Origin of the sequence: Silvanigrella aquatica (assembly GCF_001907975.1) — a bacterium.
GTDB lineage: Bacteria > Bdellovibrionota_B > Oligoflexia > Silvanigrellales > Silvanigrellaceae > Silvanigrella > Silvanigrella aquatica.
Genome location: NZ_CP017834.1, coordinates 241,815 through 266,755, shown reverse-complemented (window position 1 = coordinate 266,755; position 24,941 = coordinate 241,815). Strand labels below are relative to the sequence as shown.

Annotated in this window: 20 protein-coding genes and 1 tRNA gene; 10 read left to right on the top strand and 11 right to left on the bottom strand. The window is 34.4% G+C overall.

The annotated features are described in order from the left end of the window. Positions 1 to 16 precede the first annotated feature (16 nt). Positions 17 to 1,975, top strand: coding sequence for a S8 family serine peptidase (locus AXG55_RS01140; protein ID WP_148696320.1), 1,959 nt, complete (start codon positions 17 to 19; stop codon positions 1,973 to 1,975). A 63-nt stretch (positions 1,976 to 2,038) separates the two neighbouring features. Here the strand turns inward: AXG55_RS01140 and AXG55_RS01135 are convergent. Next, positions 2,039 to 2,114, bottom strand: a tRNA-Glu gene (locus AXG55_RS01135). Between the two features lie 228 nt (positions 2,115 to 2,342). On the opposite strand from AXG55_RS01135, the gene AXG55_RS01130 reads away from it, so the two are divergent. Continuing rightward, the gene (locus AXG55_RS01130; protein ID WP_148696319.1) at positions 2,343 to 4,616 is read left to right on the top strand and encodes an aconitate hydratase; all 2,274 of its coding nucleotides are present in this window, start codon (positions 2,343 to 2,345) and stop codon (positions 4,614 to 4,616) included. Positions 4,617 to 4,686: 70 nt separating this feature from the next. On the opposite strand, the gene AXG55_RS01125 is transcribed toward AXG55_RS01130, so the two are convergent. Both AXG55_RS01125 and AXG55_RS01120 read right to left on the bottom strand, forming a co-directional pair. After that, a complete protein-coding gene (locus tag AXG55_RS01125) occupies positions 4,687 to 5,730 on the bottom strand; it encodes a substrate-binding domain-containing protein (RefSeq protein WP_148696318.1) in 1,044 nt (347 codons plus the stop codon). A 134-nt stretch (positions 5,731 to 5,864) separates the two neighbouring features. Beyond that, the gene (locus AXG55_RS01120) at positions 5,865 to 7,127 is read right to left on the bottom strand and encodes an MFS transporter (protein ID WP_148696317.1); all 1,263 of its coding nucleotides are present in this window, start codon (positions 7,125 to 7,127) and stop codon (positions 5,865 to 5,867) included. A gap of 407 nt (positions 7,128 to 7,534) precedes the next feature. Here AXG55_RS01120 and AXG55_RS01115 point away from each other — a divergent pair, with 407 nt between their 5' ends. Beyond that, positions 7,535 to 8,458 carry a 2OG-Fe(II) oxygenase family protein gene (locus AXG55_RS01115; RefSeq protein WP_233231285.1) on the top strand — a complete coding sequence of 308 codons (924 nt, stop codon included), beginning with the start codon at positions 7,535 to 7,537 and terminating at the stop codon, positions 8,456 to 8,458. A gap of 37 nt (positions 8,459 to 8,495) precedes the next feature. Here the strand turns inward: AXG55_RS01115 and AXG55_RS01110 are convergent, their stop codons facing one another. The 5 genes from AXG55_RS01110 to tilS form a co-directional block, all read right to left on the bottom strand. After that, on the bottom strand, positions 8,496 to 9,677 hold the full coding sequence (locus tag AXG55_RS01110; protein WP_148696316.1) for a MalY/PatB family protein: 1,182 nt from the start codon (positions 9,675 to 9,677) through the stop codon (positions 8,496 to 8,498). A 14-nt stretch (positions 9,678 to 9,691) separates the two neighbouring features. Further along, the gene (locus tag AXG55_RS01105) at positions 9,692 to 10,642 is read right to left on the bottom strand and encodes an HAD family acid phosphatase (protein WP_233231284.1); all 951 of its coding nucleotides are present in this window, start codon (positions 10,640 to 10,642) and stop codon (positions 9,692 to 9,694) included. Positions 10,643 to 10,676: 34 nt separating this feature from the next. Continuing rightward, positions 10,677 to 11,531, bottom strand: a complete 855-nt coding sequence (gene folP, locus AXG55_RS01100) for a dihydropteroate synthase (protein WP_148696314.1) — start codon at positions 11,529 to 11,531, stop codon at positions 10,677 to 10,679. Between the two features lie 108 nt (positions 11,532 to 11,639). Continuing rightward, entirely contained in the window at positions 11,640 to 13,601 is a 1,962-nt protein-coding gene (ftsH, locus tag AXG55_RS01095) for an ATP-dependent zinc metalloprotease FtsH (protein WP_148696313.1), read from the bottom strand. Positions 13,602 to 13,742: 141 nt separating this feature from the next. After that, the gene (tilS, locus tag AXG55_RS01090; protein ID WP_148696312.1) at positions 13,743 to 14,786 is read right to left on the bottom strand and encodes a tRNA lysidine(34) synthetase TilS; all 1,044 of its coding nucleotides are present in this window, start codon (positions 14,784 to 14,786) and stop codon (positions 13,743 to 13,745) included. Between the two features lie 228 nt (positions 14,787 to 15,014). Between tilS and AXG55_RS01085 the strand changes: the two genes are divergently transcribed. Beyond that, positions 15,015 to 16,214 (top strand): aminotransferase class I/II-fold pyridoxal phosphate-dependent enzyme, encoded by a 1,200-nt coding sequence (locus AXG55_RS01085; protein WP_148696311.1) that lies wholly within the window; start codon positions 15,015 to 15,017, stop codon positions 16,212 to 16,214. On the opposite strand, the gene AXG55_RS01080 is transcribed toward AXG55_RS01085, so the two are convergent. Further along, positions 16,204 to 17,103 (bottom strand): shikimate dehydrogenase family protein, encoded by a 900-nt coding sequence (locus AXG55_RS01080; protein WP_148696310.1) that lies wholly within the window; start codon positions 17,101 to 17,103, stop codon positions 16,204 to 16,206. The two genes, AXG55_RS01085 and AXG55_RS01080, sit on opposite strands and share 11 nt — an antisense overlap. Positions 17,104 to 17,348: 245 nt before the next feature. Here AXG55_RS01080 and AXG55_RS01075 point away from each other — a divergent pair, with 245 nt between their 5' ends. Next, positions 17,349 to 17,753, top strand: coding sequence for a hypothetical protein (locus AXG55_RS01075; RefSeq protein WP_233231283.1), 405 nt, complete (start codon positions 17,349 to 17,351; stop codon positions 17,751 to 17,753). 103 nt (positions 17,754 to 17,856) lie between these two features. Here AXG55_RS01075 and AXG55_RS01070 read toward each other — a convergent pair whose 3' ends face one another. Further along, positions 17,857 to 18,072: a hypothetical protein gene (locus tag AXG55_RS01070; RefSeq protein WP_148696308.1), complete on the bottom strand. Its 216-nt coding sequence runs from the start codon at positions 18,070 to 18,072 to the stop codon at positions 17,857 to 17,859. A gap of 507 nt (positions 18,073 to 18,579) precedes the next feature. On the opposite strand from AXG55_RS01070, the gene AXG55_RS01065 reads away from it, so the two are divergent. Then, positions 18,580 to 19,224 carry a hypothetical protein gene (locus tag AXG55_RS01065; protein ID WP_148696307.1) on the top strand — a complete coding sequence of 215 codons (645 nt, stop codon included), beginning with the start codon at positions 18,580 to 18,582 and terminating at the stop codon, positions 19,222 to 19,224. 130 nt (positions 19,225 to 19,354) lie between these two features. Beyond that, positions 19,355 to 19,804, top strand: a complete 450-nt coding sequence (locus AXG55_RS01060) for a protease inhibitor I42 family protein (protein ID WP_148696306.1) — start codon at positions 19,355 to 19,357, stop codon at positions 19,802 to 19,804. Positions 19,805 to 19,821: 17 nt separating this feature from the next. Here AXG55_RS01060 and smpB read toward each other — a convergent pair whose 3' ends face one another. Then, on the bottom strand, positions 19,822 to 20,283 hold the full coding sequence (gene smpB, locus AXG55_RS01055) for an SsrA-binding protein SmpB (RefSeq protein WP_272866917.1): 462 nt from the start codon (positions 20,281 to 20,283) through the stop codon (positions 19,822 to 19,824). A gap of 94 nt (positions 20,284 to 20,377) precedes the next feature. On the opposite strand from smpB, the gene AXG55_RS01050 reads away from it, so the two are divergent. Genes AXG55_RS01050 through AXG55_RS01040 form a run of 3 tightly spaced genes read left to right on the top strand, consistent with a single transcriptional unit; the run spans position 20,378 to position 24,940 of the window. Then, positions 20,378 to 21,241 carry a prepilin peptidase gene (locus tag AXG55_RS01050; RefSeq protein WP_148696304.1) on the top strand — a complete coding sequence of 288 codons (864 nt, stop codon included), beginning with the start codon at positions 20,378 to 20,380 and terminating at the stop codon, positions 21,239 to 21,241. 31 nt (positions 21,242 to 21,272) lie between these two features. Continuing rightward, positions 21,273 to 23,285 carry an ATP-dependent helicase gene (locus AXG55_RS01045; protein ID WP_148696303.1) on the top strand — a complete coding sequence of 671 codons (2,013 nt, stop codon included), beginning with the start codon at positions 21,273 to 21,275 and terminating at the stop codon, positions 23,283 to 23,285. A 26-nt stretch (positions 23,286 to 23,311) separates the two neighbouring features. Continuing rightward, a complete protein-coding gene (locus AXG55_RS01040; RefSeq protein ID WP_148696302.1) occupies positions 23,312 to 24,940 on the top strand; it encodes a hypothetical protein in 1,629 nt (542 codons plus the stop codon). Position 24,941 lies beyond the last annotated feature (1 nt).

Here is a 24,941-nt window from a genome sequence, read left to right as displayed (position 1 = left end):
TTTTAGGAAAAAAAATATGAATTTTAGAAACTTTAAATTCTTTTTATTATTATTTTTTTTTAATAGCTGCTCCAAAGAAGAGCTTAAAAATCCTAATTCCAATATACCCATTTCAGGAGTTACTCCTTCTACTCAATTCAGTTCTAAATTAAATTCAAATGAAACAGCGAACGATATTTTATTTAATCAACAGTGGTATTTAAAAAATACAGGACAAATGACTTATTTTAATGAAAAGCTAAAAGAAGGAATTGACCTTAATATTTCTTACCCTCAAAAATATACGGGAAAAGGTGTAAAAGTTCTTGTTGTTGATACTGGAGTTTATTTTGATCATCCTAATTTGGCTCCCAATTTGCTAGAAAATTATTCTTTAGATTTTTCTGATTCTTCCTTAGGTAGCAAAAAGGTAAGTAAACCGAAAATAGACAAAAAAGAAAATCCTCATGGTACTAAAGTAGCAGGAATTTTAGCTGGCGCTTATACAAAAGAAAATGGATTTCGTGGCGTTGCTCCTGATGCAAAAATAGCTTCTGCAAATGTAATGTCCTATTTAAAAAATTTAAATCAAATTTCTTATAAAGATATGGCTTTGAAGCTGTATAATCATATAGAAAAAAATAAAGTTCAAATCGTCAGTGAAAGCCTCGGATATTCAGGATTCGAATTTAATTTTTTACACGAAAATATTGACAGTCTTGAAATAAGTGAAAAAAATTTTTTTACTATAAGATCTTCTGGAAATTATACTTGCGCTAACGCATTAGCACAAAAATATCTTAATAAAAATCCCTCTATCAAAAATGAGGTTGATAATTTTGAATTTAAAAATCTTGAGAGTTCAAAAAAACTTTCCCCTTTAGCAAAAACTTATTTTAAGGCAATTAGACCACATTTATCATCAATGGACATTGAAAAATCAAACCCTTACCGCATTACTGTAGGAGGTATAAACCACCAAGGTATACTATTCGATCGGTCAAGTATTGGTTCAAATATTTGGATATCAGGGTTTGCAGGTGATAAAGCTTCAGATCTCATTCACTCTTCCAAAGCAGAGACTTCAACCCCAATTCGTATCTTAACGACAACCATGCCAGAGAGTAAAAATGAAAATGCAAAAACAGATTTCGATAAAGGCTTGCTCCCAGAAAATAAGAAAGGTTTTTATACAACAGAAGCTGCTGGCACATCAATGGCAGCACCCATGATCAGTGGTGTCATTGCTTTAATACTCGAAGCAAATCCAAACTTAAGCTATTGGGATGTAAAATATATTTTAGCTAAAACTGCAAATAGAGAAATACTTGCTCCCGATCCTATTCCCTATTGCATAAAAATTCTTAATATTATTGGAGATTTTTCTAGCAATTTTATGGATCTCTGGAAAATAGAATGGGTTAAAAATAAGGCGGGTTATTTTTTTCATAATTACTATGGTTTTGGTCTTGTGGACGCTGATAAAGCAGTTAAAATGGCTCTTAAAATGAAGCGCGATGAAATTCCTTCACCATATAAAGGAAAAACTATTGTACATATTAAAAATATGCTTCATACTAATTATCAAGTTATACCTCCAAATTCAGGTATTATAAGTGAATTAGAAATTAAAGAAAACCTGATCATTGATGCTGTTCGAGTTTCTCCTTATATTAATGCAGAAAAAGCGGATAGTGTTGCAATCCAACTTGTTTCTCCAGACCACATCTCTTCTAAACAGCTCGGCACACGCAGTACAATTTTATATCCGGGTAATTCTATGATTAGATTAAGCACAGACGAATTAAAAGTTGAAAATGCATCGTACACAGTTAACGAATATAATTCCTCTGCTTATAAAGACATAGGAGCCTATTTAACTAATGCTTTTTATGCAGAACAATCACAGGGAAAATGGAAAATTATTATTTCAAACAGTTCTTTGGATAAAACATTCTACTTAGATGGCTGGAAACTTGAAATTTATGGGCATTAAACAAATACGATGAAAACAAAAAAGCCAACCTAGTAAGGTTGGCTTTTTTTATCTGAAGAGTAATGGTGACCCTAACCGGATTCGAACCGGTGTTACCGCCGTGAAAGGGCGGTGTCCTAGGCCTCTAGACGATAGGGCCATTTCTTCCGTGAACGGGTAAGTATGCTTTCAGAAGAAAAGAGTCAAGCGTTTTTGAAATTTTTTTTTAGCCTCATCTACCACCTCAGAGATATTGAGTTTTTTTATAGGTCGTAAGAAATTATTGTGTCACACTTTGTTTCATACCTACCGACAAGGAGATATCTTGATAAAAGGAGTGCGTTGTTGCAGACGCACGCTTTTTTCTGTTTTTTAGGAGGTTTTTTCTATGGTTCAAGATCTTGATATGGTTAAAAAAGTATACTCAAATTTCAAATCTAATGTGGACTCTGCGCGCAAGCTTCTTGGCCGTCCCATGACCTTGACCGAAAAAATTCTCTATGCACACCTAAAACCAGCAAATGGCGGAAAAGGCACAGATCTCAATAATTTCGGCAGAGGCAAAGACTACGTCGACTTCTATCCCGATCGCGTGGCTATGCAAGATGCCACCGCTCAAATGGCACTCTTACAATTTATGTCCGCAGGCATTCCTAAAGTTGCCGTGCCTTCCACCGTTCACTGTGACCACCTCATTCAAGCGGAAGTCAACGCCTCCACAGATCTTGCCACAGCAAACCGTGAAAACTCAGAAGTTTATGAGTTCCTTGCCAACGTTTCAAAAAAATACGGTATTGGCTTCTGGAAACCGGGCGCAGGTATTATTCACCAAGTTGTTCTTGAAAATTATGCTTTTCCAGGCGGCATGATGATTGGTACAGACTCACACACACCAAACGCCGGTGGCCTTGGCATGATTGCTATTGGTGTTGGCGGCGCCGATGCCGTGGACGTTATGGCTGGGATTCCTTGGGAACTTAAGTTTCCAAAACTCATCGGCGTAAAGTTAACAGGCTCTTTAAAAGGCTGGGCTTCAGCTAAAGACATCATTCTAAAACTTGCCGGAATTCTCACAGTAAAAGGCGGTACAGGCGCTATTGTGGAGTATTTTGGTTCAGGCACAGCAACTCTCTCCTGCACAGGCAAAGGCACAATTTGCAACATGGGAGCAGAAATTGGAGCAACCACTTCTATTTTCCCATATGATGTGCGCATGGCTGATTACCTTAAAAAAACAGATAGAGCTGAAATTGCGAACCTTGCAGACGGCGTTGCCGATTATCTCAAAGCAGATGTAGACATCGAAAAAAATCCGGAAAAATACTACGATCAAGTTGTTACCATTGACCTCGACACCCTTGAACCACACATTAACGGCCCTTTTACTCCCGACCTTGCCACTCCTATTTCACAATTTGCAAAAGCAGTGAAAGAAAATGGTTGGCCAAGTAAATTAAGTGCTGCTTTAATTGGTTCATGTACAAACTCTTCTTACGAAGATATTGATCGCGTAGCAACCGTTGCAAAACAAGCAGCAACACAAAATCTCAAAGCAAAATGTGAATTTTTAATCACACCAGGCAGTGAACAAGTGCGTGCGACAATTGAACGCGATGGTCAATTGGGCGCCCTCGACAAAATGGGCGCGAACGTCATGGCCAATGCTTGTGGACCTTGTATTGGACAATGGAAGCGCCATGGTTCTCAAGAAAAAAATTCCATTATTACAAGTTTCAATCGTAACTTTACAGCTCGTAACGACGGAAATCCTAAAACCCACGCTTTTGTTGCATCTCCTGAAACCGTAATTGGTTTTGCACTTGCGGGTGATCTCAGTATTGATTTCACAAAAGAGCCTGTAACAAACGAAAAGGGCGAAAAAGTCATGTTGCAAACGCCAAAAGGACTCGATCTTCCTGATAAAGGCTTTGTAAAAGACGAACATGGTTACGTTGCACCCGCAGCAGATGGCTCCTCTATAACCGTTGCCATCAATCCAAAAAGCGACCGTTTACAAGCTCTCAGCCCGTTTAACGCTCCGAGCCTAGATAAAGACTTTAACGATCTACGCATGCTAATTAAAGCAAAAGGAAAGTGTACTACTGACCATATTTCTATGGCAGGTAGCTGGTTGAAATTCCGCGGTCACCTCGACAATATTTCTAATAACCTTCTTATTGGCGCTATCAACTCCTTTAATGGAGAAGCAAATAAGGTTAAAAATCAAGCTTCTGGAGTTACAGGAGCCGTGCCTGCAACGGCGCGCGACTACAAAGCTCAAGGCATTGGCTGGCTTGTTGTCGGTGAAGAAAACTATGGCGAAGGAAGTTCCCGCGAACACGCCGCTCTTGAGCCACGTCACCTCGGCGGAAAGGCCATTGTTGTAAAAAGCTTTGCGCGTATTCACGAAACAAACTTAAAGAAACAAGGTATGCTGCCCTTAACTTTTGCAACCCCTGCGGACTATGATAAAATTCGTGAAGACGATACTTTCTCATTAAATGCGAAAGATCTCGCACCAGGCAAGCAATTAACTCTCTCCATTAAACATGCTGATGGGCAAACAGAAAGCATTATGTTGAATCATACTTTCAATGAACAACAAATTGGCTGGTTTAAAGCAGGAAGTGCCTTAAATTTAATTGCAGCAAATAAAAAATAAGACGAGTTTCCTCACCATCACAAGGTTATTTTCTTGTTAAAAGAAAATAACCTTATTTTTTTCACTAATATTATTTCTCGTTTATTTTCCAAATTTTCAAATAGGCTTTTTCGTATCCTATATTTGATTCAATACTCTTATTATTTAAATTTTTTAAAAAACTTGTTGTAACCAGAATGGGTTTTGTTACAAATCCGCTTGGTTTTTCTCTTGCAAAGGCGCGATTGAGTTCATCTGCTATTTGCCATCCCTGAGTGCGCAGAGGCTCTGCAACCGTTGCCACTTGCTGTGATAAACCGGATTTAATTCTACTAATAGCAGAATTAGAACCATCTCCAGCAGAAATATTTTTAATATCTTTTCTTTTAGCTTCATTAAGAGGAGTATTCATATTATCAAAATAGATATCATTAATTGCTAAAGTGTGAGTCCATTGTTTACCAAATTTTTTAATCAATTTAGGCACAACTAGAGATACCTCAAATGCGGCATTGGCAATAGGAATATTTTCAATAGAAAGAACGCTGCATCTTTTACATTTCTGAATTTCTTCTTTCATTGCTTTTGTTTTTGCATTTGCGACGTCAAATCTATTGTCATTAAAAATAACAACACCTACTTTTCCTTTAGATTCATTAATAACGTAACGAGCTGCTACTGTCGCAACCTCATTTGAATCTGTTGCTACATTTACGAAAAGATCGGGGTGAGTTCCAGGACGCTCCGCCGCATGCCATCCCACAAGAGTGATATGTGCTGCTTTAGCCTGTTTTATATTTTCTGAAAAATCTGTAGGTTGAAATCCTCCCAAAACAATGGCATCAGGTTGCTGTTTTACAGCATCCTGAAGATCCTTTTGAATTTGTTCTTTGCTGCCATTCCCATTCATAATTCCCAATTTCCAACCTAATTTTTTTGAAGCATCTTCTAACCCACGATAAACTGCAGTCACACCTCCATTTTGATAATCTGATGCTATATAAATAATAAATTTAGATTTTTGTGCGAGTGGCCCCAAAGTAGGACCATACCATTCTTCTGCAAAAACGAAGGAAATCATATAAAATGAGGTTATGAATAATAAAAATATTTTTGTTAATTGTGTCAAATGCATTTGAAACCCCACGTTAAAATTTTACAAACGGCATCATTTAACAAATAGCATTAAAAATATTGTTGAAATAAAAAGCGTCAAATTAGCAACAAGAAATTTTTCTTTAAAATTAAAAAGAAATTTATATAAGTTATTTAATGACAAACTTTTACCTCCTCAGAAATAACTTCTTCATTTTCTTTTTTTCTAAGAAATAAACTTATAAAAAATAAATACAAAAAAAATACTGTAAAACCAAAAGCTCCTAATGCAATATTACTTTGATTCTGATAAAAATACTCCATAGATTTGATCCCTAATATCACTATAAGCATTGCAATAAAGCTCAATAAAGCGGCTACAGAACTTTTTGTCGCAGAAGAAGAAAATAAGACTAATCTGTTAATGGGAGAACTTACAATACCTAAACCTACGGAGTATAAAAAGTAAGGAATAATAATAGTAAGGAAATGTTCTTGAAATAGGATTGAAAACAGAAATGCAGCGATAAGACCATTCCCTAAAATAGCACTACCAATCATAATAATTTTATTAAGTGAATAAAATTTTAAAAGATTTTGGAGATATAAAATGCCAATAATCACGCCACCAAAAAAAGGGATTTGGCATAAAGCATACTCCACATTGGATAATCCCGCCTTTTTAATTAATAATAGGGGAGAAATAGCTATCCAAACAACAAATGGAATTTTAATCAGACCAAAAGAAATAACTCCCATTATAAATTTTTTATTTTTTAATATATCGATATAATTTATTATTATATAAAAAATTGATATTTTTTTAGAATTCTCCTTGGTAATTTTAGAAAAAGATGACAATTTTTCTTCATTAGGAAAAGAAAAATAAAACCCAAATAATGAGATTATTGCTATAAAAGCAATAACAATATTAATTCCTCTCCAGTTATAATATTCCAAAAATAAGCTCCCCGCTAAAGGCCCAAATAAGGGGCCTAAAATTGAGATTGCATTCATGAGAGATATTATTTTTACAGCTTTTTTTTCCTCAAACATTTCTTGAATTATTGTGTACCCAATGACACCAATATAACACACCCCCATTCCCTGCATGTATCTTGATATCTGAAATTGATAAATGGATGTTGACAAAGCACTTATGAAACATCCTAATATAAAAAAGAAGACTCCAAATAACATAAATCTTCTGCGTCCATAACGATCGGACAGAGGTCCTAAAAATATTTGTAAACTAGCCGCCCCTAAAATAAATACACTCAGAGAAGTAGAAATATACTCGTCACCTACCGAAAATTCATTCACAATATCAATCATGGCAGGCATAATCATATCATTTGATAAATAAACACTAAACTCATAAATTAACAAAAAAATAACGAAAAATACAAATATATTTTTAGATATATGACCTGACATACCATACTCATTTTTTAAATTTTAAGCAAAACTCAACTTACTGACAGATGAAATAATTGAATAATTTATATAATATTTTATATTTTTTAAAAAAATCACTGTACAAAAATAAAGTATCAGAAATATTTCTTATATTAAGATAAAAAATATTAAACTATTTTTATATTATAAATTAAAATTGATCAACATAATCTTAATAAATTTATTTAAATAATTAAAATATTATGAAATAAATATTACGATTTTATTAAAAATAAATAAAAATTTTAATTATTTATTTTTATTATAAATTGATTTTAGTCAATAAAATATATATTTAAAAAAATAATTCTTTATTAATAAAAATAACAAGATATATAGAAATAATAATATAAACATTTTAAAACACAGGAGTCGTAAGAGATTAAATGAATAATATAACGCAAAATCAAAAATCAATAATTAGTAACAAAATTACCCCCCAAAACTACAAAGTATTAATTCATAGTAAGGCTATATCAAAAAACTATAAATCATCAATGAATAGCAAAATTATTACAAATGATAAAATTACAGAAGATCTACTTAAAAAATTGTTTAATGAAGAAATTTTAGCATTGAGAATTCCAAATTATATTTCTAATTATTTGTCAGAAAAGCTGACAAATTTTTATCTGAATCATCCTAAACTGGAATGCCACCCCCATGATCTCAAAGTAAATGATGAAATCCAATTGGTTGACTATGGCGTTGACAGAGTAGGAGTTTCTTACAATACCACTTTTGGTCATTTGAAAAACAGCCCTAATTACAAAAATTATTTTAATAAAGCGATTCCTGCAATTCGTGAAATAAGGCAAGAATGTGCTCCAAATATTGCCCCCTTTGATAAGCTCAGATTAGAGCTTGATGAAATCTGGAGTCCAGGAGCAAGCATTGCTAATTTTGAAGGAAAAAAAATGCATGTTGGTATTGCACGTATTATGAAACGCCCCGAAAAATCATACATGGTTGAAAAACAGCCGCACTACGATGGACTCCAACAAAAAGGCGTAAAAATACGAGGACAATTTTCTGCAAACATTTATATAGCAATGCCCAATACAGGAGGAGAGCTTGAATTATGGGATGTTCCAGGAATTCCTACTGATCAATTCATTGAAGACTCTTCAGAAATAAATTGGCGCGAGATTTTACCTCAATCTGTCCTTGTTAAACCTGAAGTGGGAGAACTCGTCATTATAAATACGAGAAAACCTCATGCCGTAAGAAATTTTACCGAAAATTATAGAATATCTTTGCAAAGTTTTATAGGAGTAAAAGAAGACGAGCATTTGATGATCTGGAATTAATATCATTTTATTCTAATTATTTAATGCTATTTTTAAATTAAAAAATTTTTTCCATCCTACTTAAAGCTTCTTCTAATTGGCTTTTTGGACAACCAAAATTCAAGCGCATAAAGCCTTCACCTCCTTCACCAAATTTAGACCCTGGATATAAGGCCACATTGGCAACTTCATGCATGCGTTTTTTCAATTCTCCGTCATTTAGTTTTAAATTTTTAAATGAAATCCAACCTAAATATGTAGCTTCCGGCATATAAAAAAGCACGTTTTTAAAATTGCATTCAACCCAGTTTTTAACAATATTCCGATTTTGCTCCAAATAGGGCATGAGCTCTTTATGCCAAGAATAACCAAATTTATAAGCGGATTCAAATGAAACAATAGCCATAGCTGAGGGAAGTGTCAGATGAAAACGATCAAAAGCGGCATTTATTTTATTTCTTAGTTCTTTATTTTTAATAACAATAGCAGAAGAAGAAATTCCTGGTAAATTAAATGTTTTCGATGGAGAAATACATGTAATAGTGTTTAATGATATTTCATTATTTAAGGAGGCAATACTTATGTGTTTATGAGGTGAATATATCAAATCACTGTGAATTTCATCTGAAATGAGAGTGACATTATATTTCAAACATATTTCCGCAAGCTTTGAAAGCTCATCCTTTTGCCATACTCTTCCAACGGGATTATGTGGGCTACATAATATAAACAATTTTGCTTTTTTATTTTTACATAGATCTTCAAATTCCTCAAAATTAATTTCATATTTTCCATTTGAGTTTTGCTTTAAACGATTCAATAAAATTTGACGATTATTATTTCTGATCACTTCCATAAAAGGAGGATATACCGGAGGCTGAATAATAACACCCTCGTTTTCATTTGTTAATGAAAAAATAGCTAAGCTAAGAGTTGTTACGATAGAAGGACTATACAAGCACCAATGCGGTTCTACTTCCCATTGATGAAAATATTTTAACCATTTTATTAAAGGAATAAAAAAGTCGGAGGAAATAAGAGCATAACCAAAAGAAGGATGCCTTGCGCGCTCTTGAATTGCTTTTAAAATTTCTGGAGCACATGAAAAATCCATATCAGCCACATGCATAGGTAAAACATCTGGGTAACCAATAAATTTTTTTCTGCCATCCCATTTAAAAGAATTTGTACCTATACGATTCAAATTTTCATCAAAATTATATTTACTATTACTGCTCATATATTCCCTCAATATTATTTGTCAAAATGGGGAATGCGATAAATGATCATATCCAATTCGGGAGTAGGTCTTCCCGAATGCTGAGAGTCCACAATAATGTTTAAAGCATTCTTTATTTCTAATGCCATATAAGCCAAATTTAAATATTCATTTTCAAAATTAGCTACTACTTCATATTTTTCAGATATAATACGCACTTGTTCTGCTTTAAATAATTGATCATCTGCAAATGGATTTGCTTTTAAAATAAGATTTTTTTCCTTAAGTGGAAAATTAAATTTATTCAATTGCTCTAATGTCCCATTATACATAGAATGCTCATATCTACCCGTGAGATAAAAAATTTCAATATTATTTTTATATATTTCATTCACAAATATATTTGAATTATTTATTATTTGATCGTAATTGACAAGACTTTCTCCATCAAAAAACTTTCTTTTCCAAACTCTTTCAATTGAAGAGAAAAGGGCTGCGATTTGCTGATTTCTTAAATCGAATCCTGAATTTTCAAACATATGAGACAAACTGTAACCAACGTGACTATAATTAATTTTTGCCACTTTTTGCACAAGACTTTGTTCAAAGTTGGCAGCAGCTTCAGAATTTAACCATTCTTTAAGTATTCCAATTGTACGATATCCTACATCAAATAAAGTACCATCTAAATCAAAAATACAGGCCGCTGGCTTCTTTACTTTTTTAGATTTTTTAAGAATTAAATTTAAAATTTCTAAAGAATTTGTATCACGAATATTCCAAAATTTAGGCTCCGAACGATATATGCGACTGCGAGGGTGGGGGTGAGGAAGCCCCATAGCAACTTGTTCTGCAAAAAATTTATCTACGGCGTGTTTTATAGAATCACATGCCCGTTCTAAAATAGGATGGTGTGATGCATCTGTTTCTTTTTTTATAGTGTCAATTTGATTTTGAATCACATGCCACAGTTCATTTGAGTCCATTTTTATTTCCTGTTTCGTTAAACAATTCATCAAATCACAGTTCAGAAGGCATAACATGAGAACGAATTATTTTCACGCCATTTTGTATACATTTCCATTCAAATTCTTTTGTGACTTTATCTCTTGAGACAGGTTCAATACATTCAGGGTAAAGTTTTGCTAAAAATGATTTCCTGGACAGCCCAATTAAAATAGGTTTGCCTAATTTAGAAAGATTATTTAAAAAATTTTTCGATAATAATTCTAAATTATGTTCTAATAATTTTCCAAAACCAATACCCGGATCAACTGCAATAAATGAAACTCCTTCTTTTTCGACAAATTGAATTTTTTCTTTTAAAAAAGAAATCACTTCATGACCGCAATCACGATATTGTGGATTCAGCTGCATATTATTAGGCTTACCTTGCATATGCATGATAATATAACCTAATTTATATTTTGCGGCGACAAAGGCATTATTAATTTTAATATAGGAATTATTTTCTAGCTCAATCTGTTCTTCACAAGAAGAAGAAAAGGGATCATTAATAATATCAATTAATCCCTCTTTTGCTAACCTATTTGTAACAAGAGGAGAATAGGAATCAATACTTATTAATATATCTTTTGGCAATATAGCTCTTGCAGAAAAGATCACTTCATAAACACGCTCTAGTTCCGTATTTGCATTAATTTCTTGGGGGAATGGTCTTGTAGATACCCCACCAAAATCTATAATTTTTGCTCCTTTATTTACTAACTCCTGAGCTCTATTCAATGCCTTTTGCTTAATATTATACAAACCACCATCGCTAAAACTGTCAGGTGTTAAGTTAATAATTCCCATCCAAATCGAATTGTTTTTACGGCATAGCTCTTCAAATTTATGAGCACCTGTTAAATTCATTTATTTCCTTTTTTTTAATTTGATGACAAGTCAGCACCTTTAAAATTGAAAAAGCCTCAGCTTCCAATTTGCAGGAAAACTGAGGCTTTTTGCCACAATAGCTTAATATTAAGCAGGCGTTGGCGTCGTATTTAAGGAGTTTATAGTAGAGGCTTGCTCTGCTTTTGTGCCTCCCTGATCACCTTCGCTATTCCCACTTGAGATTTTCTTTGCTTGCATTTCTTTAATTTGCTCCGAAGTGGCCTCGGTATCTACAACAGCTAAAAACTCTTCGCTGTCTAATGTTTCTACCTCAAGCAATATATTAGAAACACGCTCAAAAACATCCATGTGGTCTATAAGAACTTGTTTAGCGAGTTCATACTGGGTGTTAATAATTTTTGAAACTTCCATATCGATTTCATGCGCCAAAGTTTCAGAATAGTTGCGGCTTTCACCCCAATCACGCCCTAAAAATGGATTTTCACTCTTTTGACCAAAATTAATAGGCCCTAAGCGGCTCATACCAAATTGACAAACCATGCGACGTGCAAGCTCTGTTGCCTGCTGAATATCGTTTGAAGCGCCCGTGGTAAACTGAGAAAACTTGATTTCTTCCGCGGCACGACCGCCCATAGCAAAGGCTATTTTAGTCAGGAGATCTTCTTTTGAATATCCATAGACGTCTTCCTTAGGCAAATAAGCTGTCACACCCAAAGCTTGCCCACGTGGAATGACAGTGATTTTGTGCACATTTTCACGTGATTTGAGGAAATGTGACACGAGTGCGTGTCCTGCTTCATGATAAGCTGTAACCTTAATTGTTTCCTTAGGTAAAACAGCACTACGACGTTCAGGTCCCATCAAAATTTTATCTTTTGCGGCTTCAAAATCTTTTTCTGTAACGCGTTTCATGCCATTACGCGCAGCCATAAGGGCGGCTTCATTACATAGATTTTCCAAGTCAGCACCTGAAAAACCGGGAGTTCCTAAAGCAATTCTCTCAACATTAATATCTTCTGTATGCCTGATTTTCTTCATATGAACGCCAAGAATTTCTTTACGTCCACGAACATCAGGAAGACCGACCATAACGCGTCTATCAAAACGACCAGGTCTTAAAAGAGCAGGATCAAGAACATCAGGACGGTTTGTTGCGGCAATGACAATCACAGCATCGTTTGCTTCAAATCCATCCATTTCAACCAACAGTTGATTTAGAGTTTGCTCACGTTCGTCATGCCCGCCACCGACACCGGCACCGCGATGACGGCCCACAGCGTCAATTTCATCGATAAAGATTATGCAAGGGGAATTTTTCTTTGCATTTTCGAATAAATCGCGTACACGAGAAGCGCCCACACCAACAAACATTTCCACAAAATCGGAACCCGAAATAGTGAAAAAGGGGACTCCAGCTTCTCCTGCAATAGCGCGTGCAAGAAGGGTTTTACCTGTTCCTGGCGCTCCCATCATAAGAACACCTTTGGGTATTCTTGCTCCAATATCTTGGAACTTTTTATGATCTTTTAAGAACGCTACAATTTCAGAACATTCTTGCTTAACTTCTTCAATTCCTGCAACATCTTTAAAGGTTACTTTATTAGCACTATCCGACTGAAGCTTAGCTCTGCTTTTACCAAAAGACATTGCTTTTCCGCCCGCACCTTGCATGTTACGCAAGAATAAAAGCATAAAAACAACAATGATAATGAGGGGAAGCCACATGGTTAAAAAATTAATCCACATGCTGCCTTCATCCGGCTTTTCATAGTTAATAGGAATTTTTTTACCTTCAAGATCTTTACGCAATTGAGCGCGAACGCCATCATCCGCAGGTGCGTAAGTGATTACAGAGGTATTGTCTTTTAGCTTTGCTGTAATTTCATCGCCTCGTAAATTATCCGAGCGAATGCTTACGCTTAGAATACTTTGAGGATCACCCGCAGCTTTTTCGACATAACTCTGAAATTGAGGGTATGTCTTTTGCACATCTTCATGTGGCTTATATAAAAACTTAAAAGAAAGTACAAACAAAATAATAATTGCTGCCCACACCAACGCAGCTTTCACCCAGGATTCTTTACCCATTCGAGCTCCTTAACTTTCACTTTATTCAGCCCCGAGTCTGGTTGGAGGCTCATAAGTATCTTATGCCACTAAACAGGCGAACTCTACACCCTACTGCACAATTTGCAACGTTAGTTCGGTAAGTCAAGCCGCTTACATAATTCATTTATTAGTTTTTTTTTGAAAAACATCTATCTCTATGTTATCATTACCTTTAATAAGTTGAACAATCCAATCCCCCCTTAAATTAATTTCTTTTTGTAGCATCCCATTTTTACTAAATACTTCCAATTCATGAAAAATATTATTCATTACATTTCGAGTTAAAATTCTCATTAAATCTTTTTCTTTCATAATAAACTGCTCATATAATTCAGATAATAACATACCTTTAAAAAACACTATTTTGTGCCCCTTAATGAAATCTTTTCTTGATGATACAAGTTCTAAATGCTCTTGCACATGCGCAGACATAGAGAGAAAGGACTTTTCATAAGTTCTTTTTACATTTTTAAAATGCGGCAGAATCTGGTTGCGAATATAATTCCTTTCATATTCGTCAGTTAAATTTGAACTATCTACTCTAAAAGACACACTTTCTTCATCACAATATTTTTTTATTTTTTCATATTCAATATTATAAAATGGCCTAAAATAAATCTTTTGATCGTCAAATTCTTGAATTCCTAAAAGCCCATTAAGAGAACAACCGCGTAACAAATGCATGACCACAGTTTCCACATGATCACGTGCGTGATGAGCAGTAACAATAAAACAGCGATCATACGTCAAATTCGAATTTATTGTTTGAGTTAAATCTAAAGCTTTTGATTTTCTCCACTTACGAGCCTCATTTTGAAAATTTTTATTTTCAATTTTATGATTATCATAAGTTTCTAAATAAAAAGGTATGCCTAATTTAAGACAGACTTGCTCAACCAAGACAGCATCTTCATCAGACTCTATGCCTCTTTTTTTATGATTAAAATGTTGTGCAATGACTTCAAATGTATTTTGGGTAATAAAAAATTTTGAATTTAAAACTTTGCTGACAGCATTAAGAAGACACATACTGTCCATGCCACCTGAAATTTGTAAATTTAATAATATTTTTCCACTATTTAATTTCGTTAAATTATCTAATTTTAATAGTTTCTCAATCATATTAAATTCAAATTTATTTAAAGAATTTTTTTTAAATTCCACTTCTGCCTCAAATCCTTATCCCATTATAATTTTTTTTGTTGCACGTTGATTTTTTTAAGATTCTTGATTTAAATTAGCTCCCTGGTCTCTATTTAGTTTTTACAAACACGAAAAGAATGTCTCTATGTGACCTAGAATTTTCTCTCGTGCGTCTAAAATAAATCATAAAATCACGATGATTTATAACTTCAAAATAAAATCATCCATTTAAGTTAAAGGTATATAAAAATGCAAAGCCCTAACAGAATTGCGAAAAGATGGAACTCCACCGGGAAAAGCATTTTTTCAGAAATGACAGCACTTTCTAACTTGCATAATGCCGTAAATTTAGGACAAGGTTTTCCTGATTTTTACGGCCCTACAGCACTTTTAGATGCCATTTCAAAAGAAGTCCTTTCGTGCCATAACCAATATGCACCATCTCATGGTGAAGCCGCTTTACGCAAGGAAATTTCTTACTTCGTAGAATCAACCACAGGCGTTATTTACGATCCTGAAACAGAAATTACTGTAACTTGCGGCGCTTCAGAGGCGATTTTTTGTGCCATAAATGCCTTTGTCAACCCTGGAGATCGCGTTCTTGTTTTCGAACCAGCCTTCGATATTTACTACCAGGCCATAGCCAATGCGGGAGGTGAAGTTGTTCCTGTACGTCTTCATGCTCCTGATACACCCGTTGGTGTCCGAGGAGGGGGCTGGTCTATAGATTGGTCAGAATTTGATGCTGCATGTTCGCAAGGTTTTTCTGTTGCTATTTTTAATTCGCCACATAATCCAACAGGAAAAGTATTTTCAGAAGAAGAAATCGACCGCATTGCATCTAAAATATTAAAGAAAAATGCTATAGTATTAAGCGATGAAGTCTATGAAAATATGGTCTATAGCCCCGCACGTCATGTTTCTTTATGCACACTTCCAAAAATTCAGCATTTGGTTGTACGTATCAGCTCAGCAGCAAAAACATTCGGCTTCACAGGTCTTAAAACGGGATGGGTATGTGCTCCCGCTTATCTTACAGATGGCGTTCGTTTAGTGCATCAAGCTACTGTTTTTTGCACCAGTCCCTACACGCAATTAGGTTTAGCGCGTGTCATGGAAAATAAAGAATGGTTTCAAAATTACCTGCTTTCACAAAATGAAAGTTATCTAAAAAAACGTAATTTTTTAAAGTCCATTTTAGAACGAGCCGGATTTCTTGTCCATAATTCAGAAGGAACATTTTTTCTGACAGCGAGTTACGAAAATTTAGCAGGAGACATTTCGGACATCATTTATACTAAGCAATTAGTTGAAACATATAAAGTAACAACAATTCCTCTTTCTGCTTTTTACAAACAAGCACCAAAGAGCTTACCTTGGATACGTTTTGCTTTCTGTAAAAAGGAGGAAACGCTTCAATCCGTCGCCGATCTTTTGCTCAATTCATAGGAAGCACACCTGTCCAAAGAAAAAAACTTTTTTTTGCTTGAGTTTCTAACATTAACTTTCCATTGATACACTTAATACCCTTATATTGAGCAAATCTTATTGTTTCTGTATCCTTATAAATCAAATCAAAGTAACAATCTGTTTCTTTATCAAGACACTGAATGAGAGACATGGCAAAATAATTTTCTTCTCCATATACTCCCTTAGTATTTTGGTTTGTCATACCTAAAGGCAACGTATTAATAAGAAGAGTGCTCTTCATGGATTGAGATTTCACTGCCCTCCATTGATACAAGGATTCCGTGTTCAATGCGTACAAATTAACTTTTCTTTCGTTTGCAAGAAAAGGGTACTTTTGCAGAGTCTTTACAGGATTTCTTGTCAGACACACAATGCGTGAACAATACTTATTTATAATTCCGTTATAAATGACAGAAGATGCTGCACCACCTCCTCCTAAAACAATCATTTCAAAATCTGAATTTGGAACCAGCAAAGAATTGAGGGAAAATTCAATGCCAGCAATATCTGTATTTTCAAGATACCACTCATCTAATGAGTTTTTATAAACTGTGTTTGCCGCTTGAGTTACTTTAACGTTTTCAGAGCACCGCATAAAATCTAATTTCAAAGCTGAATTTTTGAATGGTAATGTTATATTTCCACCTAAAAAATTCTGACTCTGAGTTAGACAATTCATCATATTTAAAAATTGATACTCATTCTGAATTTGCATCGGAAGATAAATACAATTCAAATTGTTAACATGAAACCAGCGGGTATGAATTGCAGGTGACAAAGAATGCTCAATGTGAGAACCAAATAAAAAACAAAATTTTGTTTTCCCATCCGGGGCTGAAGAATTATGCTCAGAAATCTCATTTCTCATATAAATACCTATAATTACTATAAATTTTTCATACTAGTGTGTTGTATTTTTTCGTACTTTTGCCAAAATTTCGTTAGAAGGGCAAGGAGACTCGTTAAATAAACTCAAGATATTTTCGCAGATGTCGATAGGAAAGGGAAGCGCAAATTTAATGCGTCGGGAGACGCTTTTTTGCGTAGAGCGCGTCGTGAGACGCTATGTGGCATGAAATTTACGTCATCCGTGATGATGGGAGAGGAAATCATATGGTCGTAAGGAAAAGAAAAAAAGCCGGTGCTTCAAAAGCAAAAAAAGTGACAACCGGTAAAAAACGTAGAAAGTCTGCAAAAGCTAAAGTAGCTAAAAAAAGAAAAACTACTGCTAAAAAAGCAACTCGCAGAAAAACTAAGGCAAAACGCACAACTAAAAAAGCGGGAGCGCCTAAAAAAAGAAAGACTAAGAGAAAGACTGTTGGTAAACGTAAAACAGTTGGTAAACGTAAAACAGCTGGAAAACGCAAGACTTCCGCTAAAAAACGCAAATCAAAACTCTCCTTAGTTGCGAAACCAACACGTAAGAAAAGGACGAAAAAAGCTTCTAAGAGAAAAGCAACTGCTAAAAAAGTTGTTGCTAGAAAATCTTCTGAAAAGCACCTCAAAAAAGCAGGATAATATAAACAATTATCCTGCACCCGTTTCTAACAGATTCTAAAAAATCTGTCCTACCTTTGGAGCTTGGTAATAAAAATACTGAGCTCCTTCATTTTATTATTTTTTAGCTTTCAGCTTGGTTTCTCTCGTTGCGGCTTTTGAGATCGTCAGTGAGTCGATTTAAAATTTCAGAAGAGATAGCAACAATGTCTTTGTCGCCAAGGCCATAAGCCCTGAGATCCTTAAAAATATTTTCGGCAATCGCTTTAGTCATATTTGCTGATGAACTATAATTAGGTGATTGACTCATATTTTTAATGGTATTTAACAGTGTGTACATTTATGTTTCTCCAAAAGAAATTAAAACACATTGCTTTTATTTTTCAAAAAGTCCTTTGAAAAGATAAAAAGAACAACTTTTCCTACCAAGCAATTTTCATGCCAACTTTAAATATTCTGATTTGCACTCTAATTCAAGCGTTTGGATATCATAGAGCTCAAACTGTGTATCATTTATGAGCCAGTTCCTTGTCCTCTTGTATCAAATGCGACACGCCCTCAAATAGCATCAAATTCAATCAAAAATTTATCTGAAAAAAGAATTATACAAACTCATCAGTACCATGAGATATAAATTTGTTTGACATGAGGAAATTTATAGTTAGCAGGCAAATATCCTGATAAGCTTCCTACATTCAAGGATTAAAATTTACTAAAAGCAGGCTCAGCCAAAAAATTGTCTTGACCATTGCGATCTAAAGTCGCATGTATTTGTTGCTGAATGTTTTTTGAGCTTGTTGTTTGCTGTATTGTTATTACTAAGAAGAAAAGCCATCAAGGAGAAGCTATGGATATGCACGAACTGATTAGGCAAATGGAACGAGCTGAAAGAGTATGGCCGGATGAAAGGCCATGGGCTATACAAGTCCTTGCAAGCTACTTGCATGTTCAACCACCAGAGCTATTGGGTCTTTTTCGCCAAATTAACCCTACTCTGGAAACAGAACGTGACCAAGTTCTTCCAGAGGATCTGCGCCTCCTTAAAGCTTATTGCGAACGTATTATTGAGAGAAACTCCCAGGAAAGCTTGGAAGATAAACGAAGAGAGCAGGTTCGCGCCCGCAAAACCATTCAATCTCTCTCTCCCAAAATTGCTGAAATGATCGCAGCAAGGGATCACGTACGCGCCCTCAATTCCTACATTTATCTGCTGGGTGAAAGCGGGGAGTATGCCTTACCCGAAGAAAAAGCTCAGTGGTACGAAGAAATGGGACGTCTTTGCCTCAAAGTAAAGCGCCATCCCAATGAAGCCGCGCGGTATTTCCGTTCCGCCGTAAATGCTTTAAGCCTTCTTGAAGATGCCGATGGCATTCAAGACCTTCTTGAAACTTATGATGAAGAATTTCAAGGAGATGAAGCTCGCCGCTCCTGGGATTCTGTTATGCTAACAGGAAAAGAATCTCTTTCAAAACTTACTTGTAGTGTTAGCTAAAAAAAGCGACTCCGCCCCCTTTTCACAATTGAACTTGGTGGGCTTTATTTTTTTTATATCAATTTATCTTTTTTTATGATGATAATTTATGTTCATTTAATTCTTTTTTTACTAGACAGGAAGCAATAAAATGAAAAAATTAACCGCTCTTGCTACTTTATGTTTATCCGCTCCCTTCCTACTTGCTGGATGCACATCCTCATCCCGTACCTATGAATTACCAAAACAAGCAGATTACCAAGGATATGAAATTATTGATGGCGTCGATAAAGACACTGTCTCTATAGAAGCAGATAAAGGAGATAAAATCGCGGTCGTTATCCGTGATATTAGTACAACTGCTTATAGTTATATTGAACCGCGTTATTCTAATTCCATGGTAACATATGAAGGAAGCAGCAAATGCTGCACTCCATCTAGCTTATTAATGGGAGCTTCCGGAAATGCCGTGTATAAGTTTTCGTTTCTGGGCAAGGGAAAAACAACAATTAAAATCATCGCTCGCCATAAAGGGGAGTCGACAACAGCAAATAGTTTAGACAGCGATAAAGTATTTACAATTAATGTAGAAGTTGATTAAAATATTTTTGAGTTTTACTACCGTCGCATGGCTCTTTGCGCTTCTTTTTTAGCATCTTTTTCTTTTTCCGAATCGCGCTTATCGTGATTTGCTTTCCCTTTTGCAAGCCCCAGTTGCACCTTGACTCTGTTATTATCATCAAAATAAATTTCCAGGGGGATAAGGGTATAGCCTTTTTGCCTAGTGGCGGCGTCAAGCTTTTCAATTTCTTTGCGATTCAAAAGCAAGCGTCTTTCGCGACGCTCTGCGTGATTAAGATAACTGGCATTTTTAAGGGTAGGGATATAGGCATTCAAAAGCCAGGCCTGTCCTTCCCGAATGATGGCGTAGCCTTCCACAACACTACCGTGCCCGCCCCGTAAAACTTTTACTTCACTGCCTTTTAAACTGAGACCAGCTTCTACTTTTTCTTCAATGTAGTAGTCGTGCCAAGCTTTTCTATTTTTAGAGATTGATTTCATATTATTCTCGTGTTCAATTCTATTGTTCCGCTTTTTGCATTAAAATAACGATGCGACAACGGACTGATTAGCATAGTTGATTGAATTTTCTAATTTTGTCAAGGAAAAATAAATGTCTGTAGATTTAAATACATTAAATATTATTTTTGGAGTATTTGTTTTTTTATTTGGCATAAGCATGGGAAGTTTTTTAAATGTAGTTGCATATCGTGTTCCCTTAAAAATATCAATTATTAAACCAAGAAGCTTTTGTCCAAGTTGTAAAACTCAAATATCAAATACCGCATTAATACCTGTACTTGGTTATTTTTTTACTCATGGAAAATGCGGGCATTGTCATGAAAAAATTTCTATAAAATATCCTATTATCGAATTATTTACAGGAATAATAACCACATTTGTTTTCTATAAATTTCTAAATCCATTGGTCATTCTTGATACTCTACCTCATATTTTTTCATCATATTCATATCAGTTTAGCAAATTTCATTATACAAACTATGTGCCTTTTTTCATTTCTTTATGGATTATATATACCGGTATTCCACTTTCATTAATTGACATAAAATATCGAATTTTACCCGATGCCATTACACTACCTGGAATTATGATTGGATTTGTTATCAGTAGCTTAAATCCACAAATGGGTTGGTATGAAAGTCTTCTTGGAATTGGAGTAGGCGCAGGCGGTCTGTTTTTCATCGCAAAATTATATGAAATTATCAGGAATAAGGCAGGAATGGGATTGGGAGATGTGAAATATTTAGGATTTATAGGTGCTGTTCTAGGTTGGAAGGGCGCTATTTTTTCTCTATTTTTTGCAAGTATAATAGGAGCTTTTTTTGGAATTATTTGGGGAATTATTTCAAAAAAAGGCTTAGCAACAGCGATCCCTTTTGGTCCTTTTTTAGCAGTAGGAGCCTTTGCTGTAAGCACTTTTGGTAGTGAACTTCTTTATTTTATTTTTAGAAATTAGCAAAAATATATTTTAATTAAATTTGGATATTATGGATTATATTTTAAAATCATTGAATGAAGAACAAAAAAAAGCGGTCACATCATCCCATGGCGCTTTGCTTGTTTTAGCAGGAGCAGGAACAGGTAAAACCAAGGTAATTACGTCCAGAATAGCTTGGATGATTCACGATGGCATTCGCCCCGAAAGCATTGTTGCGGTCAGTTTTACCAATAAAGCAGCAAAAGAAATGCAAGCTCGCCTTTGTTCCATGATTGGCGAAAAAGCAGCTCGTAAAGTAGAACTTTCAACATTTCATTCTTTTGCCTTAAAAATTCTCAGACAATATCATAATGAATTTAATCTGCAAAAAAACTTTTCCATAGCTGATGAAAATGAAAGTTTAAACTTATTAAGAGAATCAATTAAAGAACACAATTTAGAAGAAATTCTTTCTTTACAAAGCGCAGCACAAAAAATATCATTTTATAAAGACAATCTTTTTACCAATGAAGATTTTAATAAACAAAAAAATGTTTTTGATGGTAAAATTATTTCAAAATTATTTCATTCCTATAATAGACGATTGCGTCTTTTTAATTTAGTTGATTTTGATGACATTGTTTACTTAACTGTCCTTGGATTTAAAAATAATCCTATTTTACTTAAAACAGTTCAAGAAGCATTTTCATTTTTAATGGTTGATGAATATCAGGATACAAGTTTTAGTCAATTTCAACTCATCTGCATGTTATCTTCAAAATCACGAAATGTATGCGTTGTGGGAGACGATGATCAAAGTATTTATTCATGGCGAGGCGCAAGACCATCTATTATATCAGATTTTTTAAAAACTTTTCCAGAAGCACGTAAAGTAACATTAGAGCAAAACTATCGTTGCAGCCCTAATATTTTAAATGCCGCCAATAGTGTCATTAGAGAAAATACGGAGCGCTTGGGAAAAGAACTTTGGAGCGAGCAGCCTAATTTACACCCTGTTGTCATTCAATCTTGTGAAAATGAACGCGATGAAGCTCTATACGTTACTGAAAATATAGAATCACTAAAAAGAAATCAGCCGCAATTAAATTATGAAAATATTGCCATACTTGTACGTTCAAATAGTCAATCTATTCCGATTGAACAAGTGTTTATTGAAAAAAAAATACCTTATACCATTCATGGAGGAACTCCTTTTTTTGATAGAAAAGAAGTCCGCGATCTGTTTTCATATTTAAAGCTCGCCTATAACCCGAATGACATGAATAGCCTTTTTCGAATCATGAATATTCCAGCCAGAGGCATTGGAATTTCTACGTTAGAAAAAATTAAAGAGCAGTATATTAAAAATAAAAAAAACCAATCTCAAGACACAATTATTTCTACAATTCAAAAATTATCTCATACACACAAAGGAATTTCAGAATTTGTAAACTATTGGAATGCTTTTGGAGAGAAATTAAAAAACTCTGAAAGAAAAGTTGATATTTCTTCTGCACTGAGAGACTGTTACGAAAACATCGGGCTGAAAAAGGACATCCTCATGTCTTCTGCCAATATGCAAATCGCTCAGTTTCGTATGGATATTGTGAACCGCGTCCTGCAAGTTATCGAAAAACTGGATCTTGAAACAGAAAGCTTAGAATCCGTTATTGATGCTCTACATTTGGACAAAACACGGTTTGACATAGCTCAAGAAACAACAAATAAAGTTCAAGTCATGACAATTCACTCCTCTAAAGGTTTAGAATTCCCCTATGTGTTTTTAATTGGCGTGGAAGATGGTATCCTACCTCACGAGAAAAGTCTGGATCTCGAATCAGGAATTCAAGAAGAAAGAAGACTTTTTTATGTTGCCATCACGCGTGCAAAATATAGACTCTTTATATCTCATTGCGGTTTTCGGAAAAAGGGTAGGGCATCGACAAAAGACATGGAACCCAAACCCTCACGATTTCTTTCCGCAATTCCCATGGAACTTATTGAATATAAACAAACTGATCCCAATTCAGAAGAAGCAAAGCGGATGGATGCGGCTAGAAAACTATTTGAATTATTCCGATAATTATAATTAGGAAATTAAATGAAGATATGAAAAGACATTCTAATTTTATAAAATTTATTTTCATAGTAATAAGCTTTTTAATTACAGTAACATTCGTTACCTTAATTTTTTTATATCAAAATTTGAAGTCAGAAACACCACCTCTTTCTAGTCTTGCAAAAAGAATAGGCAAGCCCGCTTTTGCTGTTGCTTTCAACTACACGGCTAATACCGACAGACAACTCTATGAATTTTCAAAAAATATCGGTCTAGAAAATAACCCCAGAACGCAACAATCACTTCCCCCGTTGGGAGATGTCGGAGCTCGAGGTTTTTTTATTTTTGATTTACAACCACAATATAGCGATAAATCTTTTGAAACACTCGAAAACATTCTGAATGATTTCTTAACTTCTTCCGAATCTTCAATTGAAAATGAATTTTTCGACCCGAGTCCTATAAAAAATGAAATATACGATAAAATTATTTTTCCAGATGAAGTTCCCTTAGCATCCATCCAAAGTGACAAACCTCCGGAGCTGACAGCAGAAGAAGAAGGTAGCCCTTTTGCACAACCCCTAACATCACTTATTGAGGAATTATGGAACGGGAAAACCATATTATTTGGAGGAAGTACACAACTCCAACTTTCCCTTAAAGATTCCATATTATTGGCAATCGAACCAAATTTGAAAAAAAGTTTTCATTTATCTTCAAGCACTTTAAAAAGTCTTATTTTTAAAAATGCTCCTTTATCAATTCAAAAATTTTTAACTGATCATTCTATTGAAATTTCTTCAGAAGCCATGGAATATGACGCTGAAAATAAAATAAATTATTCACAAATTATAATTTCAATAAATGATCCTGTTGAATTTTTAAATTCAATTTGTTCACAAAAAATAAATCCATGGGATTTCTGTGGTCGCTTTAGTATTCATCGCAATAACTTTAGAAAAAATGTTGAAAGTATTCTATCATTATTAAATAACAATTTTAAAATTAAATTAGATATGTTTTGGTCTATCCAAGGAGAAAACTTTGTTTTTTCTAATCAAAAAACATTTGTTACAAAAGTAACTAGTAATTCAACTCCAACTGATTCTAATAATATTTTAACTACAGTTTCGTCTTCTGGCGCTGATTTTCTATTACCAACAGAATCCACAAAAAATTATTCGAGCGTTTCTTTTTTATTTGACATGATATTAGCTCAAAATAAAATCATTGATTTTTCAGAACGTCTCAGAAAAAAATCTGCTATTTTATCCGATTTTTTCGCTTCACCATCAGGAGAAATTATTTTTTCAAACTTTGAAAATACCATCAACAAATTAACTGGATATTCAGAAAATGCTTCACTCACTTTGGATACTGATGGCGAAAAATTAATACCAAAAATTCGTCTTTATTCACCTTCAGGAGACCTTTTTACTCATGACGGAAAAGAACTGAATCCTGAGACTCTAAATACAATTAGAATATTTATTACAAAAGCCATTTCATTCGGAAATTATTTGTTACCAAGAGGACTTATTCCCATGCCAGGTCCTTATATTCAAAGAAATGGAAAATGGGTCATTATTCAATCTGAAATTCCTGTAAAATTAATAGCTCCTTATCTAGAAAGCGTAGATCCTTATATAGATACATACGAAGATCCCACAAAATTATAAA

Coding starts and splice junctions, on each gene's coding strand:
- AXG55_RS01140 (WP_148696320.1), top strand. CDS start 17: ATGAATTTTAGAAACTTTAAATTCTTTTTATTATTATTTTTTTTTAAT.
- AXG55_RS01130 (WP_148696319.1), top strand. CDS start 2,343: ATGGTTCAAGATCTTGATATGGTTAAAAAAGTATACTCAAATTTCAAA.
- AXG55_RS01125 (WP_148696318.1), bottom strand. CDS start 5,730: ATGCATTTGACACAATTAACAAAAATATTTTTATTATTCATAACCTCA.
- AXG55_RS01120 (WP_148696317.1), bottom strand. CDS start 7,127: ATGTCAGGTCATATATCTAAAAATATATTTGTATTTTTCGTTATTTTT.
- AXG55_RS01115 (WP_233231285.1), top strand. CDS start 7,535: ATGAATAATATAACGCAAAATCAAAAATCAATAATTAGTAACAAAATT.
- AXG55_RS01110 (WP_148696316.1), bottom strand. CDS start 9,677: ATGAGCAGTAATAGTAAATATAATTTTGATGAAAATTTGAATCGTATA.
- AXG55_RS01105 (WP_233231284.1), bottom strand. CDS start 10,642: ATGGACTCAAATGAACTGTGGCATGTGATTCAAAATCAAATTGACACT.
- folP (WP_148696314.1), bottom strand. CDS start 11,531: ATGAATTTAACAGGTGCTCATAAATTTGAAGAGCTATGCCGTAAAAAC.
- ftsH (WP_148696313.1), bottom strand. CDS start 13,601: ATGGGTAAAGAATCCTGGGTGAAAGCTGCGTTGGTGTGGGCAGCAATT.
- AXG55_RS01085 (WP_148696311.1), top strand. CDS start 15,015: ATGCAAAGCCCTAACAGAATTGCGAAAAGATGGAACTCCACCGGGAAA.
- AXG55_RS01080 (WP_148696310.1), bottom strand. CDS start 17,103: ATGAGAAATGAGATTTCTGAGCATAATTCTTCAGCCCCGGATGGGAAA.
- AXG55_RS01075 (WP_233231283.1), top strand. CDS start 17,349: ATGGTCGTAAGGAAAAGAAAAAAAGCCGGTGCTTCAAAAGCAAAAAAA.
- AXG55_RS01070 (WP_148696308.1), bottom strand. CDS start 18,072: ATGTACACACTGTTAAATACCATTAAAAATATGAGTCAATCACCTAAT.
- AXG55_RS01065 (WP_148696307.1), top strand. CDS start 18,580: ATGGATATGCACGAACTGATTAGGCAAATGGAACGAGCTGAAAGAGTA.
- AXG55_RS01060 (WP_148696306.1), top strand. CDS start 19,355: ATGAAAAAATTAACCGCTCTTGCTACTTTATGTTTATCCGCTCCCTTC.
- AXG55_RS01050 (WP_148696304.1), top strand. CDS start 20,378: ATGTCTGTAGATTTAAATACATTAAATATTATTTTTGGAGTATTTGTT.
- AXG55_RS01045 (WP_148696303.1), top strand. CDS start 21,273: ATGGATTATATTTTAAAATCATTGAATGAAGAACAAAAAAAAGCGGTC.
- AXG55_RS01040 (WP_148696302.1), top strand. CDS start 23,312: ATGAAAAGACATTCTAATTTTATAAAATTTATTTTCATAGTAATAAGC.